We start from the raw sequence: 24045 nt of genomic DNA on the forward strand, positions 1-24045 counted from the left end.
GTCAGATGTGTAGAAGGGACAGCGGGACATCGGGCCGACGGGCCTGGTCAGAGGTAGTGGCGCTGCGGGGACTGCTTGTCCTCGTAGACGCCGCGGGCGGCCTGGGTGGATTCGAGGGTTGACACCTCGGAGACCGGCACGTCCCACCAGCTGTTGCCGGGCGGGTTGGGGCCGTACAGGTCGGTGTTGACCACGATCGCTGTGGCTTCGGTCGAGGCCTCGGCCCGGCGGTAGGCCTCGCGGAACGATGCCGTGTCCGAGACCTCCTGGACCTCGATGCCGTAGGAGCGGATGTTGGCAGGGATGTCGAGCGGGACCAGCCCGCCGTCGAGCAGCCCGCTCTTCTCGTCGCGCATGCGGTACTTCGTGCCGAAGCGCTGGCTGCCGTGCGACTCGGACAGCGAGCCGATCGAGGACCAACCGTGGTTCTGGAGGATCACCAGGATCACCTTGACACGCTCGGAGACGATCGTGGCGATCTCCTGCGGCGCCATCTGGAAGGTGCCGTCGCCGATGATCGCGACCACCTCGGAGTCGGGGGAGGCCATCTTGGCGCCGAGGGAGGCCGGCAGCTCGTAGCCCATGCAGGAGTAGCCGTACTCCAGGTGGTACTGGAGCGGGGAGCGGGCCTTCCACAGCGCCTGCAGATCGCCGGGCATCGAACCGGCGGCGTTGATGACGATGTCGCGCTCGCCCATCATCTCGTTCAGCGCGCCGAAGATCTCGGTCTGGGCGGGCAGCTCCTGGTCGTGCGGTGCGAAGCAGGGGGCCACCAGCTCCTCCCACTCGGCGCGCAGGGCGCGGGCGCGCTCGCCGTGGGTGGTGGGTGCCTGATGCCCGGCCAGCGCCTCTCGCAGGGCGTCCAGGCCCTCGCGGGCGTCGGCGACGACCATGGTGGCGGAATGCTTGGCGGCGTCGAAGGCCTTGACGTTGAGGTTCACGAACTTCACGTCGGGGTTGCGGAAGGCAGTGTGGGAGGCGGTGGTGAAGTCGGTGTAGCGGGTGCCCACGCCGATCACCACGTCGGCCTCGGCGGCCAGCTCGTTGGCGGCATTGTTGCCGGTGGAGCCGACGCCGCCGATGCACAGCGGATGGTCGGCGGTGAGCGCGCCCTTGCCGGCCTGGGTGTCGAGCACCGGGATGCCGGTGGCATCGGTGAACGCCGCGAGCGCCTCGCTCGCCTCGGAGTAGATGGCGCCGCCGCCCGCGATCAGCACCGGGCGCTCCGCCGAGCGGATCACCTCGGCCGCGCGCTGCAGCGCGGAGGGCTCGGGCACCGGGCGGGCCACGTACCAGGTGCGCTCGCGGAAGAACTCGAGCGGCCAGTCGAAGGCCTCGGCCTGCACATCCTGCGGGAGCGAGAGGGTCACCGCGCCGGTCTCGGCGGGATCGGTGAGCACCCGCATGGCCTGCAGGGCTGCGGGGATCAGCTGCTCGGGGCGGGAGATGCGATCGAAGTAGCGGGAGACGGGGCGGAAGGCGTCGTTGACGGAGACATCGCCGGCGGTCTCGTCCTCGAGCTGCTGGAGCACAGGGTCGACGGTGCGGGTGGTGAAGATGTCGCTGGGCAGCAGCAGCACCGGGATGTGGTCCACGGTCGCGAGCGCCGCGCCGGTGATCATGTTGGTGGAGCCCGGGCCGATCGAGGCGGTGCAGGCGAAGGTCTGCAGGCGGTTCCGCGTGCGTGCGTAGGCCACCGCCGTGTGCACCATGTTCTGCTCGTTGCGCGTCATGTGGAAGGGCATCGGCGCCTCGCCCTCGGCCGGGTCCACCGCGTTCTGGAGGAGGGCCTGGCCGAGGCCTGCGACGTTGCCGTGGCCGAAGATGCCGAAGGTGCCGGGGATGAGGCGCTGCCGTACGCCGTCGCGCTCGGAGTGCTGGGCGGCGAGGAACCGCACCAGGGCCTGGGCGACGGTCAGCCGGATCGTGCCGGGGCGGGCCGGATGGGTGTGGCTCATGCTGCCTCCGTGGTGCGGGCCAGCCGGGGCGGGCCGTGCGTGTCCCCGTCGTGCGCGGGCTGCTCGACGGTGAGTTCATCGAGCACCCAGCATGGCCCGAGCCTGCAATCATGTCAAGACATTCGGAGGGCCACAGTCCTCTTCGCCCCGCGCTGACCAGGCCGTCCTTCCGGGTGCGCGCAGGGGTCCGCCTGCCTTCCCGCACCAGAGGCCTGGACCCTTCCCTCGCGATGGAGCGGCAGAGGGGCAGAAGGTGTAGGGGGCGACTCGGCAATGTAGACGATTTGTCTGGACAAGTAGCGTGTGTGGTGGAACCATGGAGGCATCCGGGCCCCGCGGCGCAGAGCAGCACGCGACACCCGATCCAGGACCCGACGCAGGGAGGCAGGGAGACTCATGGCAGCAGACCTCGACATCATCACCTTCGGCCGCAGCGGGGTGGACATCTACCCGCTCGAGATCGACAAGGGGCTCGAGGACATCCACAGCTTCGGCAAGTTCCTCGGCGGCAGCCCGATGAACGTGGCCGTCGCCGCCGCACGTCTCGGCCGCACCCCCGCGGTCATCACCGGGGTGGGGGACGACCCCTTCGGCCGCTACGTGGTCAAGGAGATGGAGCGCCTGGGCGTGAGCAGCCGCTTCGTGGTGACGAACGATGAGCTGAACACGCCCGTCACTCTGTGCGAGATCTTCCCGCCGGATGACTTCCCGCTGTACTTCTACCGCCAGCCCAGCGCCCCGGACCTGCAGGTCGCCCCTGAGCACCTCGACCTCGAGGCGATCAGGAACGTGCCGCTCTTCTGGTTCTCCGGCACGGGCCTGTCCGAGGAGCCCAGCCGTTCCGCGCACTTCGCCGCCCTCGAGGCGCGGGGCCGTACCGCTCACACCGTCTTCGACCTCGACTACCGGCCGATGTTCTGGTCCAGTGTGGAGGAGGCCCGCGAGCAGTACCGTGAGGCGCTCAAGCACACCACCGTCGCGGTCGGCAACAAGGAGGAGTGCGAGGTCGCGGTCGGGGAGACCGAGCCCGAGCGCGCCGCCGACGCGCTGCTCGAGGCGGGCGTGCAGATCGCGATCGTCAAACAGGGCCCCAAGGGCGTGCTCGGCAAGACGGCGGATGAACACGTGGTGGTGGCCCCGAACCTGATCCAGGTGATCAACGGCCTCGGCGCGGGGGACAGCTTTGGCGGCTCGCTGTGCCACGGCCTGCTCGCCGGGCAGGATCTCGAGACCATCTTGACCCGCTGCAACGCGGCCGGCGCGATCGTCACCTCCCGCCTGGAGTGCTCCACCGCGATGCCCACCAGCGAGGAGATCGACCTGCTGATCGCGGGCGGCGACCCCAACCATGGCCAGACCGTCGAGCAGATGCTCTCGGCGCTGCGCAACCGCGGCGTGGTCGAGCCGGCGGGGGCGACGGGGGGCGGCGCATGAGCAGCAACGCCCTCTCGAACGAGTTCGTCTCCACCTACGAGGAGGTCACGCGGGTCCGCATCGAGGATCCGGGCCGCTTCGCCCGCCTGGCCGCGACCCGTCGGCGCCGCACGGTCGCCGACACCGACGGCACGATGATGATCATCGCCGCGGACCATCCCGCCCGCGGCGCGCTCGGCGTCGGCCCGCGCCACCAGGCGATGGCCTCGCGCACCGAGCTGCTGGACCGCCTGCGCGAGGCGCTCGCCGTGCCCGGCGTGGACGGGGTGCTCGGCACCGCGGACATCCTCGAGGACCTGCTGGTCATGGGGGCGCTCGAGGATAAGGTCGTGTTCGCCTCGATGAACCGCGGCGGGCTGCAGGGCGGCTCCTGGGAGGTCGAGGACCGCTTCACCGCCTACGACGCCGCCTCGATCAAGGCGGCCGGCTTCGACGGCGGGAAGATGCTCACCCGCATCGACCTCGAGGACGACCGCACCTCCTTCATCCTCGAGGCCAGCGCGCACGCGGTCACCGACCTCGCCCGCCACGAGCTGATCGCGATGGTCGAGCCGTTCCTCTCCCGCCGCCCCGGCGGGCCGGGCACGAAGATCGTCAACGACCTCTCCCCGGAGGCTGTCATCAAGTCCATCCACATCGCCCAGGGCCTGGGCGCCACCAGCGCCTACACCTGGCTGAAGCTCCCCGCGGTCGAGGACATGGAGCGCGTCATGGACGCCACCACCATGCCCGCCCTGATCCTCGGCGGCGACCCGGTGGACGACGACCCCGCCGTGCTGCGCGCCTCGTGGAAGCGTGCGCTGGACCGTCCCAACGTGCGCGGGCTGGTCGTCGGCCGCACCCTGCTCTACCCCGCCGGCGACGACGTCACCGCGGCCGTGCGCGCCTCGGTCGACATGATCCGCTGACCGCCCTCCCGACAGGAGAACCCCCATGATCACGAGCTCCGAGCTCCACCTGCCCGCCGGCTCCACCGGCCGCGGGACCTACGAGACGATCATCGATCCCGGCGCGCGCGAGGGCTGGGTCCACACCGGCCTGCGCGTGCTCGCCCTCGCCCCCGGGCAGAGCGAGGTCTTCGCCGCCAACGGGGTCGAGGCGATGATCGTGCCGCTGAACGGCGGCTGCGACATCTCCGTGGACGGGCAGGTCCACACCCTGCGCGGCCGCGAGGACGTCTTCTCCTCGGCCACCGACGTGCTCTACGTCCCCGTCGGCTCCCAGCTGACGCTCTCCTCACGGCAGGGCGGGCGCTTCGCGATCGCCACCGCGGTCGCCACGGGAGGCCACCCCGTGGCGCTGATCCGCGCCGAGGACGTCCCGGTCGAGATCCGCGGCGGCGGGAACATGACCCGCAAGGTGCGCAACTTCGGCGCCGTGGGCGCCTTCGACGGAATGGACTCGCTCATCGCCTGCGAGGTCATCACCCCGGGAGGGAACTGGTCCAGCTACCCCGCGCACAAGCACGACGAGACGCGGGAGGATCCCGAGCACCCTGAATCCGAGCTCGAGGAGATCTACTACTACGAGATCCAGGACGCCCCCGGCGGCGGCCCCGGCTTCGGCTTTCACCAGACCACCTCGAGCGGCGCGGACAAGCCGATCGACGTGCTCACCGAGGTGCGCAGCGGCGACACCGTGCTGGTCCCGCACGGCTGGCACGGCCCCTGCGCCGCCGCCCCCGGTCACGACATGTACTACCTCAACGTCATGGCCGGTCCCGAGGCCGAGCGGGCGTGGAACATCACCGACCATCCCGAGCAGGCCTGGGTGCGCGGCACCTGGGACGCTGCCGGGATCGACCCCCGACTTGAAGGAGAGGACCGATGACCGACACCACGACCCAGGCGGGCACCGCGCCCGCCGCGCCCCCGCAGGACATCCGCGTCGGCGTGATCGGCGTGGGCCGCATGGGCGCCGACCACGTCGAGCGCATCTCGCGCCGCACCAAGGGTGCCCGCGTGAGCGTGGTCAGCGACTACCTGCGCGAGACCGCCGAGAAGGTCTCTGCCTCCGCTCCCGGGTCCCGGGTGGTGGACACCCCCGAGGAGATCATCGCCGCCGACGACGTCGACGCCGTGCTGATCGCCAGCCCCGGCCAGTTCCACCGCGACCAGGTGCTCGCCTGCATCGCCGCCGGCAAGCCCGTGCTGTGCGAGAAGCCGCTCGCGATGAATCCGCAGGATGCCTACGATGTGGTCCGCGCCGAGCACGAGTCCGGCCGCAGCTGTGTCTCCCTCGGCTTCATGCGCCGCTTCGATACGGGCTACGGCGAGCTGAAGGACGCTCTCGACGCGGGAGAGCTCGGCACCCCGCTGATCCTCAACTGCAAGCACCGCAACGCCGACGTGCTGCCCGGTTTCACCAACGTGCACATGGTCTACGACTCCGCCGTGCACGAGATCGACGCGATCTCCTTCTTCCTCGAGGAGCCGGTGGTCTCGGTCCAGACCATCACCCCGCGCAGCACCGAGAACGCGCCCGAGGGGCTCAGCGACCCGATGCTGCTGCTGCTGCGCACCGCCTCCGGCACCGTGGTCACCGACGAGCTGTATGTCAGCACCGACTCCGGCTACGAGGTGCGCACCGAGCTGGTGGGCTCCAAGGGCGTGGCCACCGTGGGCCAGGAATCCGGGATGGTCACCACCCAGCAGGCGGGCGGCCGCTGGGGCGGCGCGGTGCCCGCCGACTTCCGACCCCGGTTCGTCGACGCCTACGACGCCGAGGTGCAGGCCTGGATCGCCGCGGTGGCCGACGGCTCCTTCGTCGCACCCCGCTCCGCGACCGCCTGGGACGGCTACGTCGCCGCGGCGGTGTGCGAGGCCGCCGAGCGCTCGCTCACGGCCGACGGGCCGGTCGAGGTGCAGCTGCTCGAGCGTCCGAGCTGACTCGCGTGCCCGTATCCTCGGGGCAGATCCGCGGCGATGCGGATCTGCCCCGCCGCACCTGCGCAGCACCCGCTCTGCTGGCGGGACGATCTGAAGGAGATCACCGTGGACCCTGACGCCACCTCGGCCGGCAACGGCCCGATCACCCTCGACCTCACGGTGGAGCGTGGCAGCCAGACCCCGCTGTACCTGCAGCTCGCCACCGGCATCGAGGAGGCGATCCGCAGCGGCGTGCTCACCCCCGGCAGCCGGCTCGAGAACGAGCTCGCGCTGTCGAAGCGTCTGCGCCTGTCCCGGCCGACGGTGCGGCAGGGCATCCAGGAGCTCGTGGACAAGGGCATGCTGGTGCGCAAGCGCGGCGTGGGCACCCAGGTGGTGCAGGCACCGGTCAACCGCCAGGTGGCCCTGACCTCGCTGTACGACGATCTGCAAGCCGCCGGCAAAGCTCCGCGCACCGAGATCGTCGAGTACCGCATCGGCCGCCCCTCGCCCGAGGCGGTGGACCGCCTCCAGCTCGCCCCGGGGGAGCAGGTGCTCGACCTGATCCGGGTGCGCTATGCGGATGACGAGCCGCTCGCGGTCATGCGCAACACGATCCCCGAGCGGATCGCCCCCACCCGCGAGGCCCTCGCCGCGAACGGGCTCTACGCCTGCCTGCGCGAAGCCGGGATCACCACGGTCCTGGCCCACGAGAGGATCGGCGCGACCGTCGCCGACGAGGAGCACGCGGAGCTGCTCGACGAACAGCTCGGCGCGGCGCTGCTGACCATGGAGCGCAAGTCCTTCGCGAATGACGGCACCGTGGTCGAGTTCGGGTACCACGTCTACCGCGCCTCGCGGTACTCCTTCGAGGTCACGCTCGTCGACTCCTGAGGCGCTGGCCCCTGACCGGCCTCGGGAGTCCCTGCCTCACTGCGCGGGCGGCTCTCCCTCGTGCAGCAGCCAGGACTCGACGCCGGCCACGTGCGCGGCGGAGTAGGTGCGGGCGAGGTCGGCGCGGCCGGTGCGGAGCGCGTCGAGGATGCGGCGGTGCTCGGCGAGGGTGCGCTCGACGGCGGAGTCGTCGGTCAGGCCGCGCCATACCCGGGCTCGTGCGGTGGAGCTCGCGAGGCTGTCCAGCAGCGAGCTGAGGTAGTCGTTGGGGCAGCGATGGTTGATCAGGCGGTGGAAGGCGATGTCCGCCTCGACCAGCTCCTCGATCCCTGAGCTCGCGTCGAGGTCCGCCATGGTGCGCTCGAGGGCGTCGAAGTCCTCGTCGCTCAGGTGCGGGCAGGCCTGCTCGACGGCGACCGGCTCGAGGAGCCGACGGATCTCGAGGATCTCGACGTAGCTGGAGTCCTGATGCAGGTCGAGCACGAAGGCGAGGGATTCGAGCAGCTGCTCCGGCTCGAGGGCGGTGACGTAGGTGCCGTCGCCCTGACGCACGTCCAGCACCCGGATCACCGAGAGCGCCTTGACCGCCTCGCGCAGCGAGTTGCGCGAGACCCCGATCCGCTCCGAGAGCTCGGCCTCGGTGGGCAGGCGGTCGCCGGGCTTGAGGGTCCCGTCCACCACCATCTGCTTGATCGCGCTGATCGCACGATCGGTCACCGCAGAAGCCATCTGGGGTCCTCTCCCTAGTCACGACAGGGTCATCCCGAGCCTACTCCATACATCCGATCATTCATCGGGCCCTCGGGGAGGGCCGCCAGCGAGCGGCGGCCCGGTCGGGACATCACCCGATGTGCCCCCGGGGCGCGCCCCTCATCGGGGAATGGAGCGGCTCAGCTCCCGGGCTCCTCGGTGGAGGCGCGGTAGGCATCTGTCAGATCCGGCACGGGAGCGCCGACGGCGTCGTGCACCGCCACCCGCTCGATCACCGCGCCCTCACCGACAGTCTCGATGCGCAGCGCCGAGACCGTGATCGCCTGATCCAGGCGGTGGATGCGGCGCACCCCGACCGTCCTGCCCTCGGCGAGGACGGTGCCCTCGCTGTCGAGGATCCGGTGCGAGGTGACGCGCTGGCCCTCCTCGAGCCGTTCGGACAGCTCGATGTGGTCCAGCTGCCGCGCACCGCCGAGGTCCACCTCGATGCCGTCCTCGATGACCGCGAGAGTGCTCTCGTGGGGGCTGCCGAAGCGATCGCGCAGCGCTTGCCCGAACTGGAGGGCGCGCGCCTTGTCCTCGGGGTCGATGCGACCGCGGCGGTCCGGAGGGATGTTCAGCAGCAGACTCGCGCCCAGGCCGATCGAGCGGTCATGGATGGCGAGCAGGTGCGGGAGGGACTTCGGTTCCTGCCCCGGCTGCCAGAACCATCCCCGACGCAGGGAGACGTCGCACTCGGGAGGGAGGTAGCGGGCCTCGGCGGTCTCGACGACGTCGTCGTCGTAGTTGTTGAGGTCCGCGGAGGCGGTCACGTACTCGACGGGGTCGGCGGCGAGGCCGTCCTCGTTACCCACCCAGCGGATCGTGGCCGGGCCCATGTTGAACACCATCGCCCCGGGCTGCAGCTCGTCGATCAGCGCGCCGATGCGGTCCCAGGCGTACTCGCGTCCCGCGGGCCCGGCGCCGTCGAACCACAGCTCGTACAGCGGCCCGTAGTTCGTGCACAGCTCACGCAGCTGCGCGAGATAGAACTCGTCGTAGGCGGCGGCGTCCGCGTACTGCGGGGCGTTGCGGTCCCACGGGGAGAGGTAGAGCCCGAGCTTCATGCCGTGCGTCTCGCAGGCGTCGGCCACCTCGCGCACCACATCGCCCTCGCCATCCTTCCAGGGGGAGGAGGCCACGGAGTAGTCGGTGGTCGCGGTGGGCCACAGGCAGAACCCGTCGTGGTGCTTGGCGGTGAGGATGACGTACTTCGCGCCCATGTCGCGGGCCAGGCGCACCCACTCGTCGGCGTCGAGCTCAGTGGGGTCGAAGATCTGCGGGGAGAGGGTGCCGTCGCTCCATTCCTTGCCGGCGAAGGTGTTCACGCCGAAGTGGAAGAAGACGCCGAAGCCGTCCCGCTGCCAGGTGAGCTGCTCGGGGGTCGGCACGAGGTGCGGGGGCGGAGAGGAGGTCACGGCTCCAGTCAACCAGACCTCGGGTGATTCGGGCTAGGAACTCTTCGTTCGGCGAGGGAGTTCCTGAAGATATTGTCGAGCCACCGCCTAAACATCGGCTCTCTGGGAGGCGACGCGACTACCGCCCACCCCCGGTCACCACATCGTCCGTCGTAGGCTTCGGGATCTCCGGATCGAACGGGATCATCGGCCGATCGATGCGGGAGTGACCGAGACGCAGCAGGTCCTGGTCCACGCCGCCCGGGGTGAGCGCGAGCAGCCAGTCGGCGGCCGCCTCGTACTGGTCCGGCTCGAGATAGCCCATCTTCACGGTGACCACGTCGAAGCCGGTCATGGACAGGCCCAGGCGCTCGAACATCCCGTGCGTGGCCCACTGCGAACGGCGGGCGGTGACCACGACGGTCAGTCCCGTCTCGCGCTCGCCGTCGAGCACCCGCAGCGCGGCCGAGCGGCCGGTGTTCGGGGCCTCGTCCAGCGCCGCCACCTCGGCGCGCAGCGCCACCGGGCCCGGCTCGCGGGCATCGATCCGCCCGCCCACCAGGAACTCCCCGCGACCGCCCTCACCGAGCGTATGGGCAATGCTCGTCGACTCCGGATCCACCAGCGAGACCATCAGCGCGCTCAGCTCGCCCGCGAGGACATCGGGACGCGCCAGGAGACGGGCCAGGGCGTAGGTGGTGTCGTCGGCGCCGCCCGCCCCGGGGTTGTCCCCGGAGTCGGAGATCCAGAACGGCCGCAGCGGCGAGGCGACGGCCTGCTCGAGGCAGTCGTCGAAGGTGCCGGTGGGTGCGACGAACTCGAAGTCGTGCCGCTTCTCCCACACAGCGCTCGCGAGCTCGAGCGCCGCGGCGTCCACCGCGTCGGCATCGTCCCCGAAGGCGACGATCGCAGCCTTGCAGCGCGGCTGATCGGCCCAGGCGAAGCCGATCCAGTAGGACACGTCGGTGACGCCCTCGCGCGCGGCGAGCTCGGGGATCCTCGCATACAGCGACTTCGCGGGCTCGATGCGGGTGGAGGTCTTCTCCCCGGGCAGCAGGATCGGCAGGTGCACGAGCGCCTTGTGCGGTCGCGCACCCCCGGCGGCGACCTTCACGGACGCCTCCACCAGATCGCGCAGGCCCCGCTCACGGGTCTCCCAGGCGTCGATGTGCGGGGCGTGGCGGTAGCAGGTGAGCAGATCGCACGCCTCGAACAGGGTCTCGGAGACGTTCCCGTGCAGGTCCATCGCGGTGCCCACCACGACGTCCGGGCCGATCGCGCCGCGGATCGCGGTGATCAGGTCACCTTCGGCATCGTCCAGGCCCACCACGCTCATCGCGCCGTGGATGTCGAAGAAGAAACCGTCCAGCGGTGCGTCCTCGCAGGCCGCGGCGAGGCCCGAGACGATCTCCGCTTTCCAGCCCTCGTAGGTGTCGCGATCCAGCTGGCCACCGGGCAGGGCGCGGGCATGGAGCACGCCGACGTAATCGGCGGCCTCTCGCAGCGCCCGTCCGGAGGCGGAGAGCTGGGTGTCCGGCCCGGTCGAGCTGGGCGGGCCGGGCGCGGATCCCGGATCATCCGCTCCGGAGAAGAAGGGGTAGCGACCGAGGATCTCCTCGGTGCCGCGGCGCACCTCGAAGTCCGCCTCGCCGGAGCGGTACGGGGTGAAGGTGGAGGACTCGATGGCGATCCCGGCGATGCCGATGCGGGGGAGCGTGGGGGTCATGCCGACCTTTCCTGGGGGAGCGCAGCGGTCTGCTGCGCGAGACGGGTGAGCCCGATCAGTGCTGCATCGGGTCCTGCGATGGCGGCCTCGATCCGAAGATCCTGGGTGTTCATAGCGAGGCTGGAGTCGTAGATCGCGCTGCGCACCGCCGCGACGAAGGCGTCGATGCCGGAGAGCGAGCCGCCGATGAGCACGGCCGAGGGGTTGAGGAAGTTGACCAGGGGGGAGAGCGCATCGCCCAGATGCCTGCCCGATCGACGCACGGCGGAGGTGGCCGCGGGCTCGAAGGTCACCGCAAGATCGACCACCGCGCCGACTGAGGAGGTCTCGATGCCCTTGGCCTGCAGCTCACGGCGGATCGCCGCACCGCTGGCGACGGTCTCGAGGCATCCGATGCGCCCGCAGGCGCACGCCTGGTCGCCGGCGTCGGGCACAGGCACGTGGGTGATGTCCCCGGCGACCCCTGATCCGCCGTGGACCAGCGCGCCGTCCTGGATGTAGGCCCCGCCGATCCCCGAGCCCGCCTTCACGTAGATCAGGGTCTGCACCTCGCTCGCGCGCGCCACGTACTCGCCGAGCGCTGCTGCGCGGGCGTCGTTCTCGGCGACGACCGGGACGCCGAGGGCCTCGGAGAGCACGTGACCGGGGCGGGTGCCGTGCCAGCCCGGCATGCGGGCGGGAGCGGTGAGCTCACCGGTCACGGCGGAGACGGGTCCGGGCAGTCCGATGGCGGCTGCGGCGACCGCGGTCCCGGGGTGCTCGGCGAGGAGGGACTCCCAGCCGGCGCGGATCGTCTCGAGCGTCGGGCCGGGCCCGTCGAGCACGTCGACGGCCAGCTCGGAGATGGTCATCTGGTCCCCGCCCACCCGCGTGAGGCCGAGTCGCACGTGCTCGCCGCCGAGCTCGGCGACGAGCCAGGCGGTGTCTCCGCGCAGGGCCTGCAGCCGCACGGGACGCCTGCCGCCGGTGGAGTCTCCGCTGCCGACCTCTTCGATGAGACCACGGTCGATCAGCCTGCGCACGACGGAGGAGACCGTCGAGGCGGACAGGCCGAGCTGCCTGCGCAGCTCGCCGCGCGAGCTCGCCGATCCGTCGAGGATCAGCCTCAGCGCGTGGGTGTCGGAGTCGTTGCGCACGACGGGCGCGGCGGCGTTGCCGGCCCGGTCGTCCTCGGCTCCGAGGGGTGGCGTGTCCATTGCCGCTCCTGACGATGTCGTCCGATGAGTGCGGCCACTCTAACGGGAGGGCCAGTTCATCCTTTGGTGCAGTCACTTTAGGCAGTACCGCACGAAGTTCGGACAGAAGTGCGGTAACAATTCGGTTACTGGTCCGATGTCTGGGGAAAATTCGGATGGATTCGGATAGGTTCGGACTCGGATCGGGCAATTCGTGCTGTAACGGCCCGATGATTCACCCAAACGGCAGGTTCCGGCGAACGGACGTCCAGACCTGTCATAAGTCCGGGCCAGGTACGCAGAAGTCCCTCCCGGCGGTCGGACGACAGACGTCGGCCGATGTGGATACGACAGCGGAAGGGGCGCTCCCATGAGGACGTCGACCACAGGTTTCTGGAGCAGAGCGGCTGCAGGCACGGCCGCCCTGGTCCTGCTGATGACAGGCTGCAGCTCGAGCTCGACCCCCGAGGGTGCCGCGGGCTCTGAGGGGTCCGGCGGCTCCGTCAGCGTCGCGATGACCACCCCCAACTGGATCCTCCCGATCTCCCAGCCCGGCAAGACCGGCGGCGAGAACGCGATCTTCGGTGACGCGCTCTACCCCTCGGTGTTCTCCTGGCAGCTCGCGGGCGATGCGGAGTTCAACATCGACACCGAGGCGTCCCTCGCGGAGATCCCCGAGGTCTCCGAGGATGGCCTGACCTACACCATCACCCTCAAGGACCTGCAGTGGTCCGACGGCGAGCCCATCACCGCGCGTGACGTGGAGTTCTGGTACAACCTCGTCGAGGCGAACAAGGAGGAGTGGGCCTCGTACCGCGAAGGCGGCTTCCCCGACAACGTGGACTCCTTCGAGGTCGTCGACGACAAGACCTTCACCCTGACCACCACGGAGGCCTACGCCCCCGGCTGGTACCTCGGCAACCAGCTCAACGCGCTGACCCCGATGCCCGCGCACGCCTGGAACAAGACCTCCGACGACGGCGAGGTCTCCGACCTCGACCGTGACCCGGAGACCGCCGCCGAGGTGTTCGACTACCTGGTCTCGGCCTCGGAGGACCCGGCCTCCTACGACTCCAACCCGCTGTGGGACACAGTCTCCGGCGCCTGGACGCTCGAGTCCTACACCCCCGGCGGCGAGGTCGTGCTGGCGGCGAACGAGAACTACCAGGGTGCGGACGCCGCGTCCCTCTCCGAGGTCGTCTTCAAGCCCTTCACCGATGACAACTCGCAGTTCAACGTGCTGCGATCGGGGGAGATCGACTACGGGTACATCCCCGCCAGCGCGATCGACCAGCAGTCCGTGATCGAGGCCAACGGGTACACCGTCGAGCCGTGGCACGGCTGGTCGATCACCTACATGCCGATGAACTTCAACAACCCCGAGACCGGGCACCTCTTCAAGCAGAAGTACCTGCGTCAGGCGATGCAGCAGCTGATCGACCAGGAGACCATCAGTGAGGTCGTCTGGCGCGGTGCGGCCGCACCGACCTGCGGTCCCGTGCCCCAGGAGCCCGGCGCCTCCGGCACCATGGACGGCTGCGCCTACGGCTTCGACCCCGAGGCAGCCATCAAGCTGCTCGAGGACAACGGCTGGACCGTCAACGACGGCGGCGTCAGCACCTGCGACAACCCGGGCACCGGCGAGGGCCAGTGCGGCGAGGGCGTCGAGGCCGGCGACGAGCTCCGCTTCACCCTCACCAGCCAGTCGGGCTTCACCGCCACCTCGCGGATGATGGCCGAGATCAAGAGTCAGTTCTCCCGCGCCGGCATCGAGCTGGAGATCCGCGAGGTCCCCGACTCGGTCGCCGTCACCCAGGCCTGCGAGCCCGGTGATGCCGAGTGCGACTGGGACCTGTCCTTCTTCGGCTCCCAGGGCTCCTGGTACTACCCGGTCTACGCCTCGGGCGAGCGCCTGTTCGCCACCGACGCCCCGGTCAACCTGGGTCGTTACTCCAACGAGACCGCTGACGAGCTGATCGATGCCACGCAGTTCTCGAGCGATCCCCAGGCCCTCCAGGACTACAACGACTTCCTGGCCGAGGACCTGCCGGTGCTGTGGATGCCGAACCCCGTCAACCGCATCAGCGCCTTCTCGTCGGACATCCAGGGCATCAGCCCGCAGGATCCGATGCTGACCATGCGTCCGCAGGACTGGTCGCGCGGCTGATCCCGACGGCCGCGGAGGTGCCTGCGGGCACCTCCGCGGCCTGATGGCCGGACCTCCGGCCCCACCCCCATCCCGACTCCGCAGCGAGGAGACAGCCGCCGATGTGGCAGTACGTGCTTCGCAGGTCAGGACAGGCGTTCGTGGTGATCCTGCTGGTCACCTTCATCACCTTCCTGCTCCTGCACAACCTTCCGGGCGGTGCCGCGCGCAGTGCACTCGGCCTCGACGCCACCCAGGCCCAGATCGATGCATACAACGTGCAGATGGGCTACGACCAGCCGTTCCTCGTCCAGTACGCGATGTACCTGGGCAGGCTCTTCTCCGGTGATCTGGGCTTCTCGTTCCAGCAGAACCAGCCGGTGGTGGACCTGATCGTCCAGCGCCTGCCCAAGACGATGGTGCTGTCCTTCCTCGCGGCCGTGGTGGCGCTGCTGATCGCGATCCCGCTGGGCGTCGTCCAGGCCACCCGTCGCGGCCAGTGGCCCGACTACCTGGTCACGAGCGTCGCGCTGCTCGCCTACGCCACGCCCCTGTTCTTCCTCGGCATGCTGCTGATCGTCCTGTTCTCCCAGACCATCCCGCTGCTGCCTCCGCAGGCTCCGCAGGGGTTCAGCGTGCTCGACATCCTCGCCGACTGGCCCGGGCTGATCCTGCCCGTCGTGACGCTGGCGATCGTGACCCTCGCGGCGTACACGCGGTACGTGCGCTCGACGATGATCGACAACCTCCAGGAGAACTACATCCGCACGGCGCGCGCCAAGGGGATGTCCGAGGGACGCGTGGTGATCCGCCATGCGCTGCGCAACAGCCTGTTCCCGGTGATCTCGCTGCTGGGCATGTACATCCCGGCGCTCTTCTCGGGAGCGCTCGTGGTCGAGCAGCTGTTCAACTACCCCGGGATGGGGCTGATGTTCTGGCAGGCCACCCAGACCCGTGACTTCCCGATCCTGCTGGCGACCACCACCATCGTCGCGATCGCCACGGTGGTCGGCTCCCTGCTCGCCGATATCGCCTATGCCGTCGCCGACCCGCGCGTGCGCCTGAGCGGAGGATCAGAATGACCACCACACCCCGGGGCGCCGACGAGACCCCCGCCGCCGAGAATCTCCCGGCAGGAGCACCCCTGCCCACCGGTCCCGGCTCTCCCGAGCCCGTCGAGAGCTCCCAGCGCCGTCCCCGGCGGCGCAGCAGCCTCGGCCGCCAGGGCATCGAGATGTTCCTGGAGAACCGTCTCGCCGTGCTCGGGCTCGTGCTCATCGTCGGCCTGGTGCTGTTCAGCTTCGTGGGCCCGCTCCTGCACCGCACGGACCAGGTCCACACCGATCTCGCCAACGCCTATGTCCCCCCGGGCGAGCGGGGCTACCTGCTGGGCACGGACGGCATCGGCTACGACCAGCTCGGCCGCCTCATGCTCGGTGGGCAGACGTCCCTGATCGTCGGCCTCGCCGCCGGTCTGCTGGCCACGGCCTTCGGCACGCTCTGGGGTGCGACCGCCGGCTTCCTCGGCGGCTGGGTGGACGCCGTGATGATGCGACTGGTCGACGCGCTGCTGTCGATCCCCGCGCTGTTCCTGTTCATGCTGATCGCCACGATCATCACGCCCACGGTCCCGATGCTCGTCCTGACCATCGCCGCCTTCGCCTGGCTGAACCCGGCCCGCATGATCCGCGGCGACTCGATCGCCCTGCGCTCGCGCGACTTCATCGTCGCGATGCGCGGGATGGGCGGGGGCTCCGCCCGGGCGGTGCGCTCCCACATCGTGCGCAACGCCATCGGCACGGTGATCGTCAACGCCACCTTCCAGATCGCCGACGCGATCCTGTACGTCGCCTATCTGTCCTACCTCGGGCTCGGCGTGCCGCCGCCGGCCGCGAACTGGGGAGGGATGCTCTCCTCCGGCATCGGGGAGATCTACTCGGCCAACTGGTGGCTGGTGTATCCGCCCGGGATCCTGATCATCCTGCTGGTGCTGGCCTTCAACTTCGTCGGAGACGGTCTGCGCGACGCCTTCGAAGTCCGACTCAGGAAGAGGTGACGCGTGAGCACCCCCGTTCATAACACCGCTGGTCCGCTGCTGTCGATCTCCGATCTCCACGTGACCATCCCCCAGCGCCGAGGAGAGGTCACGCCGCTGCGCGGCGTGAACCTGACCCTCCGGCAGGGCCGCACCCTCGGCATCGTCGGCGAGTCCGGCAGCGGCAAGACGATGACGGCCCTGGCGCTGATGGGGCTGCTGCCGGCCAACGGCCGGATCAGCCGTGGCTCGATCGAGTTCGACGGCGTCGACCTCGTGTCGGCCACCCCGAAGCAGGCGCGGCGACGGCGCGGCACCGACCTGGGAATGATCTTCCAGGATCCGATGACCTCCCTGAACCCGACGATGCAGATCGGCGACCAGATCGGGGAGGGGCTGATCGTCCATCAGCGGCTGGGCCGGAAGGAGGCCCGCCGTCGGGCGATCGAGATCCTCGAGCGCGTGGGGATGCCCCGGCCGGACCGCATCGCGGCGGACTACCCCCATCAGCTCTCGGGCGGCATGCGCCAGCGGGCCATGATCGCCATGGCCCTGGTCAACCACCCCAAGCTGCTGATCGCCGACGAGCCGACCACGGCGCTGGACGTGACCACCCAGCGCCAGATCCTCGACCTCATCGAGGACATCAAGGAGGAGTACGACTCCGCGGCGATCCTGGTCACCCACGATCTCGGCGTGGTCGCCGGCCGGGCCGACGAGGTCGCGGTGATGTACGCCGGGCGCGTCGTGGAGCACGCACCGGCCCGTGAGCTCTTCGAGAACCCGCAGCATCAGTACACGCGGGCCCTGCTCGCCGCCCTCCCCGAACGAGCCTCCGGCTCCGACCGGCTGTACGCCATCCCCGGCATGCCGCCGAGCCTCAAGGAGGAGATCGCCGGCTGCCCGTTCGCCCCCCGCTGCCACCGTGCACAGGACGACTGCCGCACCGGCACCATCGCCTTCGAGGATCATGGCGCCGGGCATCGTGTCGCCTGCCTGCATCCGGGCGGTGAGGAGCACCTGGGGCAGCTGTCCGTCCCGGCCGCGGCCGCGGAGAAGCAGGTGCTGGCCGCGCAGAGCGAGGCCCCGGCACCGGAGACCGGCGCCGCGGAGGACGTCCCCGCCTCGGCGGAGGTGGTCCTCGACGTCGACGGCATCTCGAAGAACTATCCGGCGCTCGGCGGGAGCGTGATCCGCCGCCGCATCGGAACGGTCAGCGCGGTGAACGACGTCACCTTCAGCGTGCGTGAGGGGGAGACCTTCGGGCTGGTGGGCGAGTCCGGCTGCGGGAAGTCCACGCTGGGACGCGTCATCGCGGCGCTCGAGCAGCCCTCCGAGGGCGTCATCCACCTCGACGGCACCGACATCGAGGGAGGCAAGGGCCGCAACTCCAAGGCTGTCCACCGCAGCGTGCAGCTGATGTTCCAGGACTCGGCCGCGGCGATGGACCCGCGCATGCGGGTGGACGAGATCCTCACCGAGCCGCTCGACATCCAGGGCGTGGGCACCGCCAAGGACCGCGCCCGCCGCGTGGAGGAGCTGATCGACGACGTGGGCCTGGCCCAGGACTCGCTCGAGCGGTACCCGCACGAGTTCTCGGGCGGGCAGCTGCAGCGCATCGGCCTGGCACGCTCCCTGGCCCTGGACCCGCGCGTGGTGGTGTGCGACGAGCCCGTCAGCGCCCTGGACGTGTCGGTGCAGGCGCAGGTGCTGAACCAGATGAAGGACATCCAGGCGGAGCACCGCCTGGCGTACGTGTTCATCAGCCACGACCTCTCCGTGGTGCGGTACATGTCCGATCGGATCGGGGTGATGTACCTGGGGACCATGGTCGAGCAGGGGCCGGCCGAGGAGGTCAGCGCCCGCCCGCGCCACCCGTACACCCGCGTGCTGATCGACGCGGTCCCCACCGTCGAACCGGACGACGAACGGGAGCGGCTCCTGGTCGAGGGCGAGCTCCCGAGCGCCATGGACCCGCCCAGCGGCTGCCGCTTCCGCACCCGATGCCCGTTCGCCCAGGAGATCTGCGCGACCGCCCCGCCCGTCGTGGAGATGGGGGCGGAGGAGGGCGAGCACCAGGTCGCCTGTCACTTCCCGCTCCCTGAGGACGGGACGCTCCCGACGCGCGTCGGGGCCGCCCGATGATCGGCGGAGACGCTGTCATCGGGATCGACGTGGGCGGGACCTCGATCACCGTCGACCTCGTGGAGCTCACAGGGCGCTCCCTGTTCACCGCGACCCGCCCCACCCTGCGAGGCGCCGACGCCCTGGACGGAGTGCTCTCCCAGCTCGCCGCCGCGAGGGAGGCCGCCCGCGATCTCGGCACCTCGGTGCTGGGAGTGGGAGTGCTCAGCCCGGGCCACGTCGACGAGGGCGGCGGGGTGGTGCGCTTCGCCTCCAATCTCGAGTGGCGCGAGCTGGACCTGCAGGCACGGATCCGCGCGGCCACCGGCGGCACGGTGCCCGTGCTGCTGGGGCACGACGTGCGCTGGGCGGGGATCGCCGAGGGCGCCCTCGGCGCTGCGGCAGGGCTCGAGGACTATGCGCTGGTCTCGGTCGGCACCGGGATCGCCGCCTGCCTGGTCAGCGGTGGGCACGTGCTCAGCGGCGCGGCCGGCAGCGCCGGCGAGTTCGGGCATGCCACGGTTTTCCCCGGAGGTGACCTGTGCGCCTGCGGCCGCACCGGCTGCGTGGACACCTACGCCTCCGGCGCGGCGCTGCTGCGCCGTTACCGGGCCCTGGGGGGTGCGCGGGAGCTGCACGACGTGATCGAGCTGCTGGCCACCCTGTCCGAGGACCCCGTGGCCGCACAGGTGTGGGACGAGGGCCTGGAGGCGCTCGCCCGTGGCCTGTGCACCCTCACCCTCACCATGGACCCGGGGACGATCGTGTTCGCCGGAGGGATCTCCGGCGCCGGGGAGGCGCTGACGGGTCCGCTCCGCTGCCTGCTCGAGGAGCAGCTGCTGTGGAAGGCGACCCCTGAGCTCGCGATCTCCCCTCTCGGGGCGAGCACCGGCCGTGCCGGGGCGGTCCTGCTGGCGCTGACCGCCGCGGAGCGCCGCCACCGCGCACAGGCCTGGGACGCCGGGACGGTCGAGGCCTGGACCCGCGCCGAGGGACGCACGGCGGTCCCGGCATGACCGGCGCGGACCAGCGGCCCGACGTCCTGGTGATCGTCGCCGACGATCTGGGCTTCGGCGACCTCTCCTGCTACGGCGCGACCGCCTTCGCCACCCCGCACCTGGACGCCCTGGCCCGGCGGGGGCGCCTGTTCCGCGACGCCCACGCCAGCAGCTCCGTCTGCACCCCCAGCAGGTACTCGCTGCTCACCGGCCGCTACCCCTGGCGCACACCCCTGCGCTCGCACGTGCTCGGCGGCACCGACGGAGCACTGATCGACGCCGACACCCCCACGCTCGCCCACGCCCTCGGCGAGGCCGGCTATCGCACGGCGGCGATCGGGAAATGGCACCTGGGGCTGGATTGGCAGCTGCGCGACGGCACCCGCCGCAGGATCGACCCGACAGCGCCCTTCCGCCCCGCGATGGAGGCCGACGGCTGGGACGTCGACTACACGGTCCCCTTCGAGAACGGCCCCCTGGACCGGGGATTCGAGGAGTTCTTCGGCATCTCCGGCTCCTTGGACATGCCTCCCTACTGCTTCCTGCGCGGCCGCGAGGTCGAGGCCGTCCCGACGCTCGAGAAGACGCCGCGGATCACCTCCCAGCGTCCCGGGCCCACGGCTCCGGGCTGGGACGACGCCACCGTGGACCTGCGCTTCGCCCAGGAGGCCGAGGCCTGGCTCGCCCGCACCAGGCCGCGCACCCGCCAGGATCCGCCGCGCCTGCTGTACTTCGCCGCTTCCGCGCCCCATCGCCCGTGCGTGCCGCCTCCCGAGTACGCCGGCCGCTCGGGGATCGGGACACGCGCGGACCTCATCCTCATGCTCGACGAGATCGTGGGCCGCCTCCTCGCCGAGCTCGACCGCTCCGACCGCCCCGCGCTGGTGGTCTTCACCTCCGACAACGGAGCACCGATCTGCTATCCCGAGGATGGGCTCCTCGAGGACCACCCGCCCAACGGCGCGCTGCGCGGGCAGAAGGCCGACGTGCACGACGGCGGGCACCGGGTGCCGCTGATCATCGCCGGTCCGGGCGTGCCCTGCGGGGAGGACCACCGCCTGGTGAGCCTGCTGGACCTGTTCCCGAGCCTCACCGCGCAGGTCGGGGCACCGGTGCCGACCTCCGGACTCGACGGCCAGGACCATCTGCTGCACGAGGACGAGCACCGCGCTGCCGGGGCCCCGCCCCGGGTGCTCGGCGCGACCGCCTTCGACGGCTCCCTGGTGCTGATGCGGGGCGCAGAGACCGCGATCTATTCGACCGGCTCAGGCGGCTTCAGCGAACCCGTCGGGCACCCGACCCCGGTGGGCGGCGAGGCGGGCCAGTTCTACGACCGCGCCGCGGACCCCGCCCAGGCCACGGACTTGTGGGCGCAGCGTGCTCGCGACCGCCACGACCTCACCGCCGACTTCGTACGACGCACCGGATATGGAGACACCGAATGATCAGCTTCGATGACCGTCACGGCCCGGCCGACGCCGCCCCCGCGCCCGCTTATCCCGATCTCTCCGTTCCCGACTGGTACCGCGACGCCAAGCTCGGGATCTTCGTGCACTGGGGCCTGTACTCGGTGCCGGCCTGGGCCGATGTGCTGGACCGCAGCGACGTGACCTCCGAGAACGCCTACGCCCGGCACCAGTACGCCGAGTGGTACGCCAACACCGTGCGGATCGAGGGCAGCCCCACCCGGGCCCGGCACGAGGAGCGCTACGGCCTGGGCCGCTCCTACGAGGACTTCGCCGACGACTGGCATCCGGCGGACGGCAGCGTCGAGCGGATCGTCGACCTCGCCCGCCGCGCCGGAGCCCGCTATCTCGTCCCCACCACCAAGCACCATGACGGCTTCTGCCTGTGGGACAGCGAGACCACCCCCTTCCACGCCGCCGGGCGCGGGCCCGGCCGTGACCTGCTCGAGGAGTTCAGCGCCGCCGTGCGCGAGGCGGGGATGAAGCTCGGGTTCTACTACTCCGGCGCGCACGACTGGCATGTCACGGACTTCCCGCCGCTGCACTCGAACGACGAGCTGTTCGCGCTGCGGCGCAACGACCCGGCCTTCGCCGCCTTCGCCGCCGCCCAGCTGCGCGAGCTCATCGAGCGCTTCTCCCCGGACATCCTGTGGAACGACATCGACTGGCCCGACGCCGGCAAGTACGACGGCCCCGACTCCCTGCAGCAGCTCTTCCGCGACTACCTCGCGGCGGTGCCCGGCGGGATGGTCAACGACCGCTGGGGCGTGCCCGTGCACGGGGTGCTCACCCGCGAATACCAGGACATCGACACTGTCCAGGACGAGGTCTTCGAGTCCACCCGCGGCCTGGGACTCTCTTTCGGGTACAACGCCGATGAATCCGCCGAGCACGCCCTCGACGGCACGGAGCTGATCCGCCTGCTCGTGGACGTGGTCTCCAAGAACGGGAACCTGCTGATCAATGTGGGGCCGCGCGCCGACGGCTCGATCCCCGAGCTGCAGGCCGCCGCGCTCGAGCAGCTGGGCACCTGGATGGACGCCCACGGTGCGGCGCTCTACGGTGCCCGCCCCTGGTTCCACGACGCGGTCACCACCCCGCCCGAGGGAGTGCGCTTCACCCTCGGCGCAGGGGCCGACGGCGGGGAGGCGCTGAACGTCCTGCTGCTGGATCCGGCCACCGGCCCGATCACGCTCAGTGCCGAGGTCTCCGCCGCGGTGCGCGGCATCGCGCAGGTGCCGGAGGCGATGACCAGCGGGGACCGCATCACGCTCACCCCGGCGAAGGGTGCGGCGGAGGTCGATGTGGTGACCCTGCCGCTGCGCTGAGATCTGCTGCGGTGACGGCCCGCCGGATCAGCCGGCCAGCAGCGAGATCCCGGTGCCGAGCGCGAGCAGGGCGCCCACGAACCCGAGCACCATCACGAAGCGCTGGATCGTCTGCTCCGTCAGCCGCTTCTGCACGGCCTCGCCGAGGAAGATCGAGGCGACCACGATCGCCACCATCGCGCACCACATCCACCACGGCAGATCGGGCAGCTGGCCGTCGTCCCAGGCGAACTTCGTGGTGAAGGACACCGAGGAGATCAGGATCCACAGCGGCTGGAGCGTGGCGACCATCGGCAGCACCGGCCAGCGCGAGAGCGCCGCGTAGACGGTCACCGCGGGCCCGCCCACACCGCCCAGCACGGTGCCGAGCCCGGATCCCACACCGGTGACCACCTGCGCGGTGCGGCCCTCGACGGTGGTGTTCACCCGCACCAGCACCACTGAGATCACCAGGCTCAGCAGCACCAGCGAGGCGGTGACGATGTACAGCGGCCCGGGCGGGGAGATCGAGGACAGCCAGGCCGCGCCCGGCATCACCGCCACCGCCGGCAGCCCGATCCAGGTGACGGTGCGCCACTGGATCCGGGCCCAGATCCGCGGTAGCAGCAGGATCGGCATCAGGGTGCCCAGGAAGTTCGCGAGCATGATCCCCTCATGCGCGCCGATCAGCACCACCGCGTACGGGGCGAACAGCATGCCCAGGCCCAGCCCGGCCACCCGCTGGATCACGGCCGCGAGCAGCACCAGGCCGAGCAGGGTCAGGGAGAGGGGAAGACTCACCCGCCCACGGTATCCGCTCGGTCGTCGGTGTTTCCCGACCGACCGGACGAGGCCTGTCCTCCGGCGGGCGCGGCGTCGTAGAGTGCACCGGCAACCGCATACCCAGGAGGCTCCCCATGACCACTGTCCAGTCCCTTCCCTTCCACGACGGCCGTTCCGTCCCCCAGCTCGGCTACGGCGTCTGGCAGGTCGAGGACGACGTCGCGGCGGACGTGGTCCGCCAGGCCATCGAGGCCGGCTACCGGCACATCGACACCGCGGCAGGGTACGAGAACGAGGGCGGCGTGGGCCGCGCGGTGAAGGCCTCCGGCGTCCCCCGCGAGGATCTGTTCATCACCACCAAGCTCGCCAACGGCGACCAGGGCTCCGACTCCGCGAAGCAGGCGCTGGAGACCTCGCTCGAGAAGCTCGGCATGGACTACGTGGATCTCTACCTGATCCACTGGGCGAGCCCGCAGCGGGGGAAGTACCTCGAATCCTGGAAGGCGCTGATCGAGCTGCAGCAGGAGGGCAAGGCCCGGTCGATCGGCGTCTCGAACTTCCCGATCGCCCAGCTCGAGGAGATCATCGCCGAGACCGGAGTGGTGCCGGTGATGCACCAGATCGAGCTGCACCCCGAGTTCCAGCAGCGGGAGCTGCGGGAGTACCACGCGGACAAGGGCATCCTCACGGAGGCCTGGTCGCCGCTGGGCCAGGGTGGGGACATCCTGCGCCACCCGGTGATCACCGAGATCGCGGAGGCGCGCGGGGTCGATGCCGGCCAGGTGATCATCGCCTGGCACCTGGCGATCGGGAACGTGGTGATCCCCAAGTCCGAGACCCCGGAGCGGATCGTCTCGAACTTCGCCTCCGCCGTCCTCGAGCTCACGGCCGAGGAGATCGCACGGATCGAGGGCCTGGACCGCGAGGACGGCCGGATCGGCGCGGATCCCGCGAATCCCGGCTTCTGAACGAGCCCGACGGGCCG

The 24045-nt window shown here is 70.6% G+C and carries 19 protein-coding genes; 13 read left to right on the top strand and 6 right to left on the bottom strand.

Annotation, left to right across the window (positions count from 1 at the left end; translation table 11 throughout):
- Positions 1–47: 47 nt before the first annotated feature.
- A complete protein-coding gene (gene iolD / locus BN4251_RS17345) occupies positions 48–1958 on the bottom strand; it encodes a 3D-(3,5/4)-trihydroxycyclohexane-1,2-dione acylhydrolase (decyclizing) (RefSeq protein ID WP_087486234.1) in 1911 nt (636 codons plus the stop codon).
- A 396-nt stretch (positions 1959–2354) separates the two neighbouring features.
- Here iolD and iolC point away from each other — a divergent pair, with 396 nt between their 5' ends.
- The 5 genes from iolC to BN4251_RS17370 all read left to right on the top strand — a co-directional run bounded on the left by iolC (position 2355) and on the right by BN4251_RS17370 (position 7153).
- Positions 2355–3392, top strand: a complete 1038-nt coding sequence (gene iolC / locus BN4251_RS17350; protein WP_087486235.1) for a 5-dehydro-2-deoxygluconokinase — start codon at positions 2355–2357, stop codon at positions 3390–3392.
- A complete protein-coding gene (locus tag BN4251_RS17355) occupies positions 3389–4300 on the top strand; it encodes a Cgl0159 family (beta/alpha)8-fold protein (protein WP_087486236.1) in 912 nt (303 codons plus the stop codon). The genes iolC and BN4251_RS17355 overlap by 4 nt, the downstream gene beginning before the upstream one ends.
- A gap of 25 nt (positions 4301–4325) precedes the next feature.
- Complete coding sequence (gene iolB / locus BN4251_RS17360; RefSeq protein WP_087486237.1) at positions 4326–5222, top strand: 5-deoxy-glucuronate isomerase; 897 nt, start codon at positions 4326–4328, stop codon at positions 5220–5222.
- The gene (locus BN4251_RS17365; protein ID WP_087486238.1) at positions 5219–6280 is read left to right on the top strand and encodes a Gfo/Idh/MocA family protein; all 1062 of its coding nucleotides are present in this window, start codon (positions 5219–5221) and stop codon (positions 6278–6280) included. The genes iolB and BN4251_RS17365 overlap by 4 nt, the downstream gene beginning before the upstream one ends.
- A 105-nt stretch (positions 6281–6385) precedes the next feature.
- Complete coding sequence (locus tag BN4251_RS17370; RefSeq protein WP_087486452.1) at positions 6386–7153, top strand: GntR family transcriptional regulator; 768 nt, start codon at positions 6386–6388, stop codon at positions 7151–7153.
- Positions 7154–7189: 36 nt separating this feature from the next.
- On the opposite strand, the gene BN4251_RS17375 is transcribed toward BN4251_RS17370, so the two are convergent.
- From BN4251_RS17375 to BN4251_RS17390, 4 genes are all read right to left on the bottom strand, one after another.
- The gene (locus tag BN4251_RS17375; protein WP_087486239.1) at positions 7190–7882 is read right to left on the bottom strand and encodes a FadR/GntR family transcriptional regulator; all 693 of its coding nucleotides are present in this window, start codon (positions 7880–7882) and stop codon (positions 7190–7192) included.
- Positions 7883–8043: 161 nt separating this feature from the next.
- The gene (locus tag BN4251_RS17380) at positions 8044–9321 is read right to left on the bottom strand and encodes an alpha-L-fucosidase (RefSeq protein WP_170932018.1); all 1278 of its coding nucleotides are present in this window, start codon (positions 9319–9321) and stop codon (positions 8044–8046) included.
- A 118-nt stretch (positions 9322–9439) separates the two neighbouring features.
- Entirely contained in the window at positions 9440–11026 is a 1587-nt protein-coding gene (locus BN4251_RS17385) for a M81 family metallopeptidase (RefSeq protein ID WP_087486241.1), read from the bottom strand.
- A complete protein-coding gene (locus BN4251_RS17390) occupies positions 11023–12222 on the bottom strand; it encodes an ROK family transcriptional regulator (RefSeq protein ID WP_087486242.1) in 1200 nt (399 codons plus the stop codon). Before BN4251_RS17390 ends, BN4251_RS17385 begins: the two co-directional genes overlap by 4 nt.
- Positions 12223–12715: 493 nt before the next feature.
- Here BN4251_RS17390 and BN4251_RS17395 point away from each other — a divergent pair, with 493 nt between their 5' ends.
- From BN4251_RS17395 to BN4251_RS17425, 7 genes are all read left to right on the top strand, one after another.
- Positions 12716–14368: a peptide ABC transporter substrate-binding protein gene (locus BN4251_RS17395; protein ID WP_212647631.1), complete on the top strand. Its 1653-nt coding sequence runs from the start codon at positions 12716–12718 to the stop codon at positions 14366–14368.
- Positions 14369–14469: 101 nt separating this feature from the next.
- Entirely contained in the window at positions 14470–15429 is a 960-nt protein-coding gene (locus BN4251_RS17400; protein ID WP_087486244.1) for an ABC transporter permease, read from the top strand.
- Positions 15426–16403 carry an ABC transporter permease gene (locus BN4251_RS17405; RefSeq protein ID WP_087486245.1) on the top strand — a complete coding sequence of 326 codons (978 nt, stop codon included), beginning with the start codon at positions 15426–15428 and terminating at the stop codon, positions 16401–16403. Before BN4251_RS17400 ends, BN4251_RS17405 begins: the two co-directional genes overlap by 4 nt.
- 3 nt (positions 16404–16406) lie before the next feature.
- On the top strand, positions 16407–18527 hold the full coding sequence (locus BN4251_RS17410; protein WP_087486246.1) for an ABC transporter ATP-binding protein: 2121 nt from the start codon (positions 16407–16409) through the stop codon (positions 18525–18527).
- Positions 18524–19522, top strand: a complete 999-nt coding sequence (locus tag BN4251_RS17415; protein ID WP_087486247.1) for an ROK family protein — start codon at positions 18524–18526, stop codon at positions 19520–19522. The genes BN4251_RS17410 and BN4251_RS17415 overlap by 4 nt, the downstream gene beginning before the upstream one ends.
- The gene (locus BN4251_RS17420) at positions 19519–20949 is read left to right on the top strand and encodes a sulfatase-like hydrolase/transferase (protein ID WP_087486248.1); all 1431 of its coding nucleotides are present in this window, start codon (positions 19519–19521) and stop codon (positions 20947–20949) included. Before BN4251_RS17415 ends, BN4251_RS17420 begins: the two co-directional genes overlap by 4 nt.
- Positions 20946–22298: an alpha-L-fucosidase gene (locus BN4251_RS17425; protein ID WP_087486249.1), complete on the top strand. Its 1353-nt coding sequence runs from the start codon at positions 20946–20948 to the stop codon at positions 22296–22298. Before BN4251_RS17420 ends, BN4251_RS17425 begins: the two co-directional genes overlap by 4 nt.
- Positions 22299–22325: 27 nt before the next feature.
- Here BN4251_RS17425 and BN4251_RS17430 read toward each other — a convergent pair whose 3' ends face one another.
- Positions 22326–23078, bottom strand: a complete 753-nt coding sequence (locus tag BN4251_RS17430; RefSeq protein ID WP_087486250.1) for a TSUP family transporter — start codon at positions 23076–23078, stop codon at positions 22326–22328.
- Between the two features lie 116 nt (positions 23079–23194).
- Here BN4251_RS17430 and BN4251_RS17435 point away from each other — a divergent pair, with 116 nt between their 5' ends.
- Positions 23195–24028 carry an aldo/keto reductase gene (locus BN4251_RS17435; RefSeq protein WP_087486251.1) on the top strand — a complete coding sequence of 278 codons (834 nt, stop codon included), beginning with the start codon at positions 23195–23197 and terminating at the stop codon, positions 24026–24028.
- Positions 24029–24045: the final 17 nt, after the last annotated feature.

It is taken from the genome of Brachybacterium massiliense, assembly GCF_900184245.1.
Classification (GTDB): Bacteria; Actinomycetota; Actinomycetes; order Actinomycetales; family Dermabacteraceae; genus Brachybacterium; species Brachybacterium massiliense.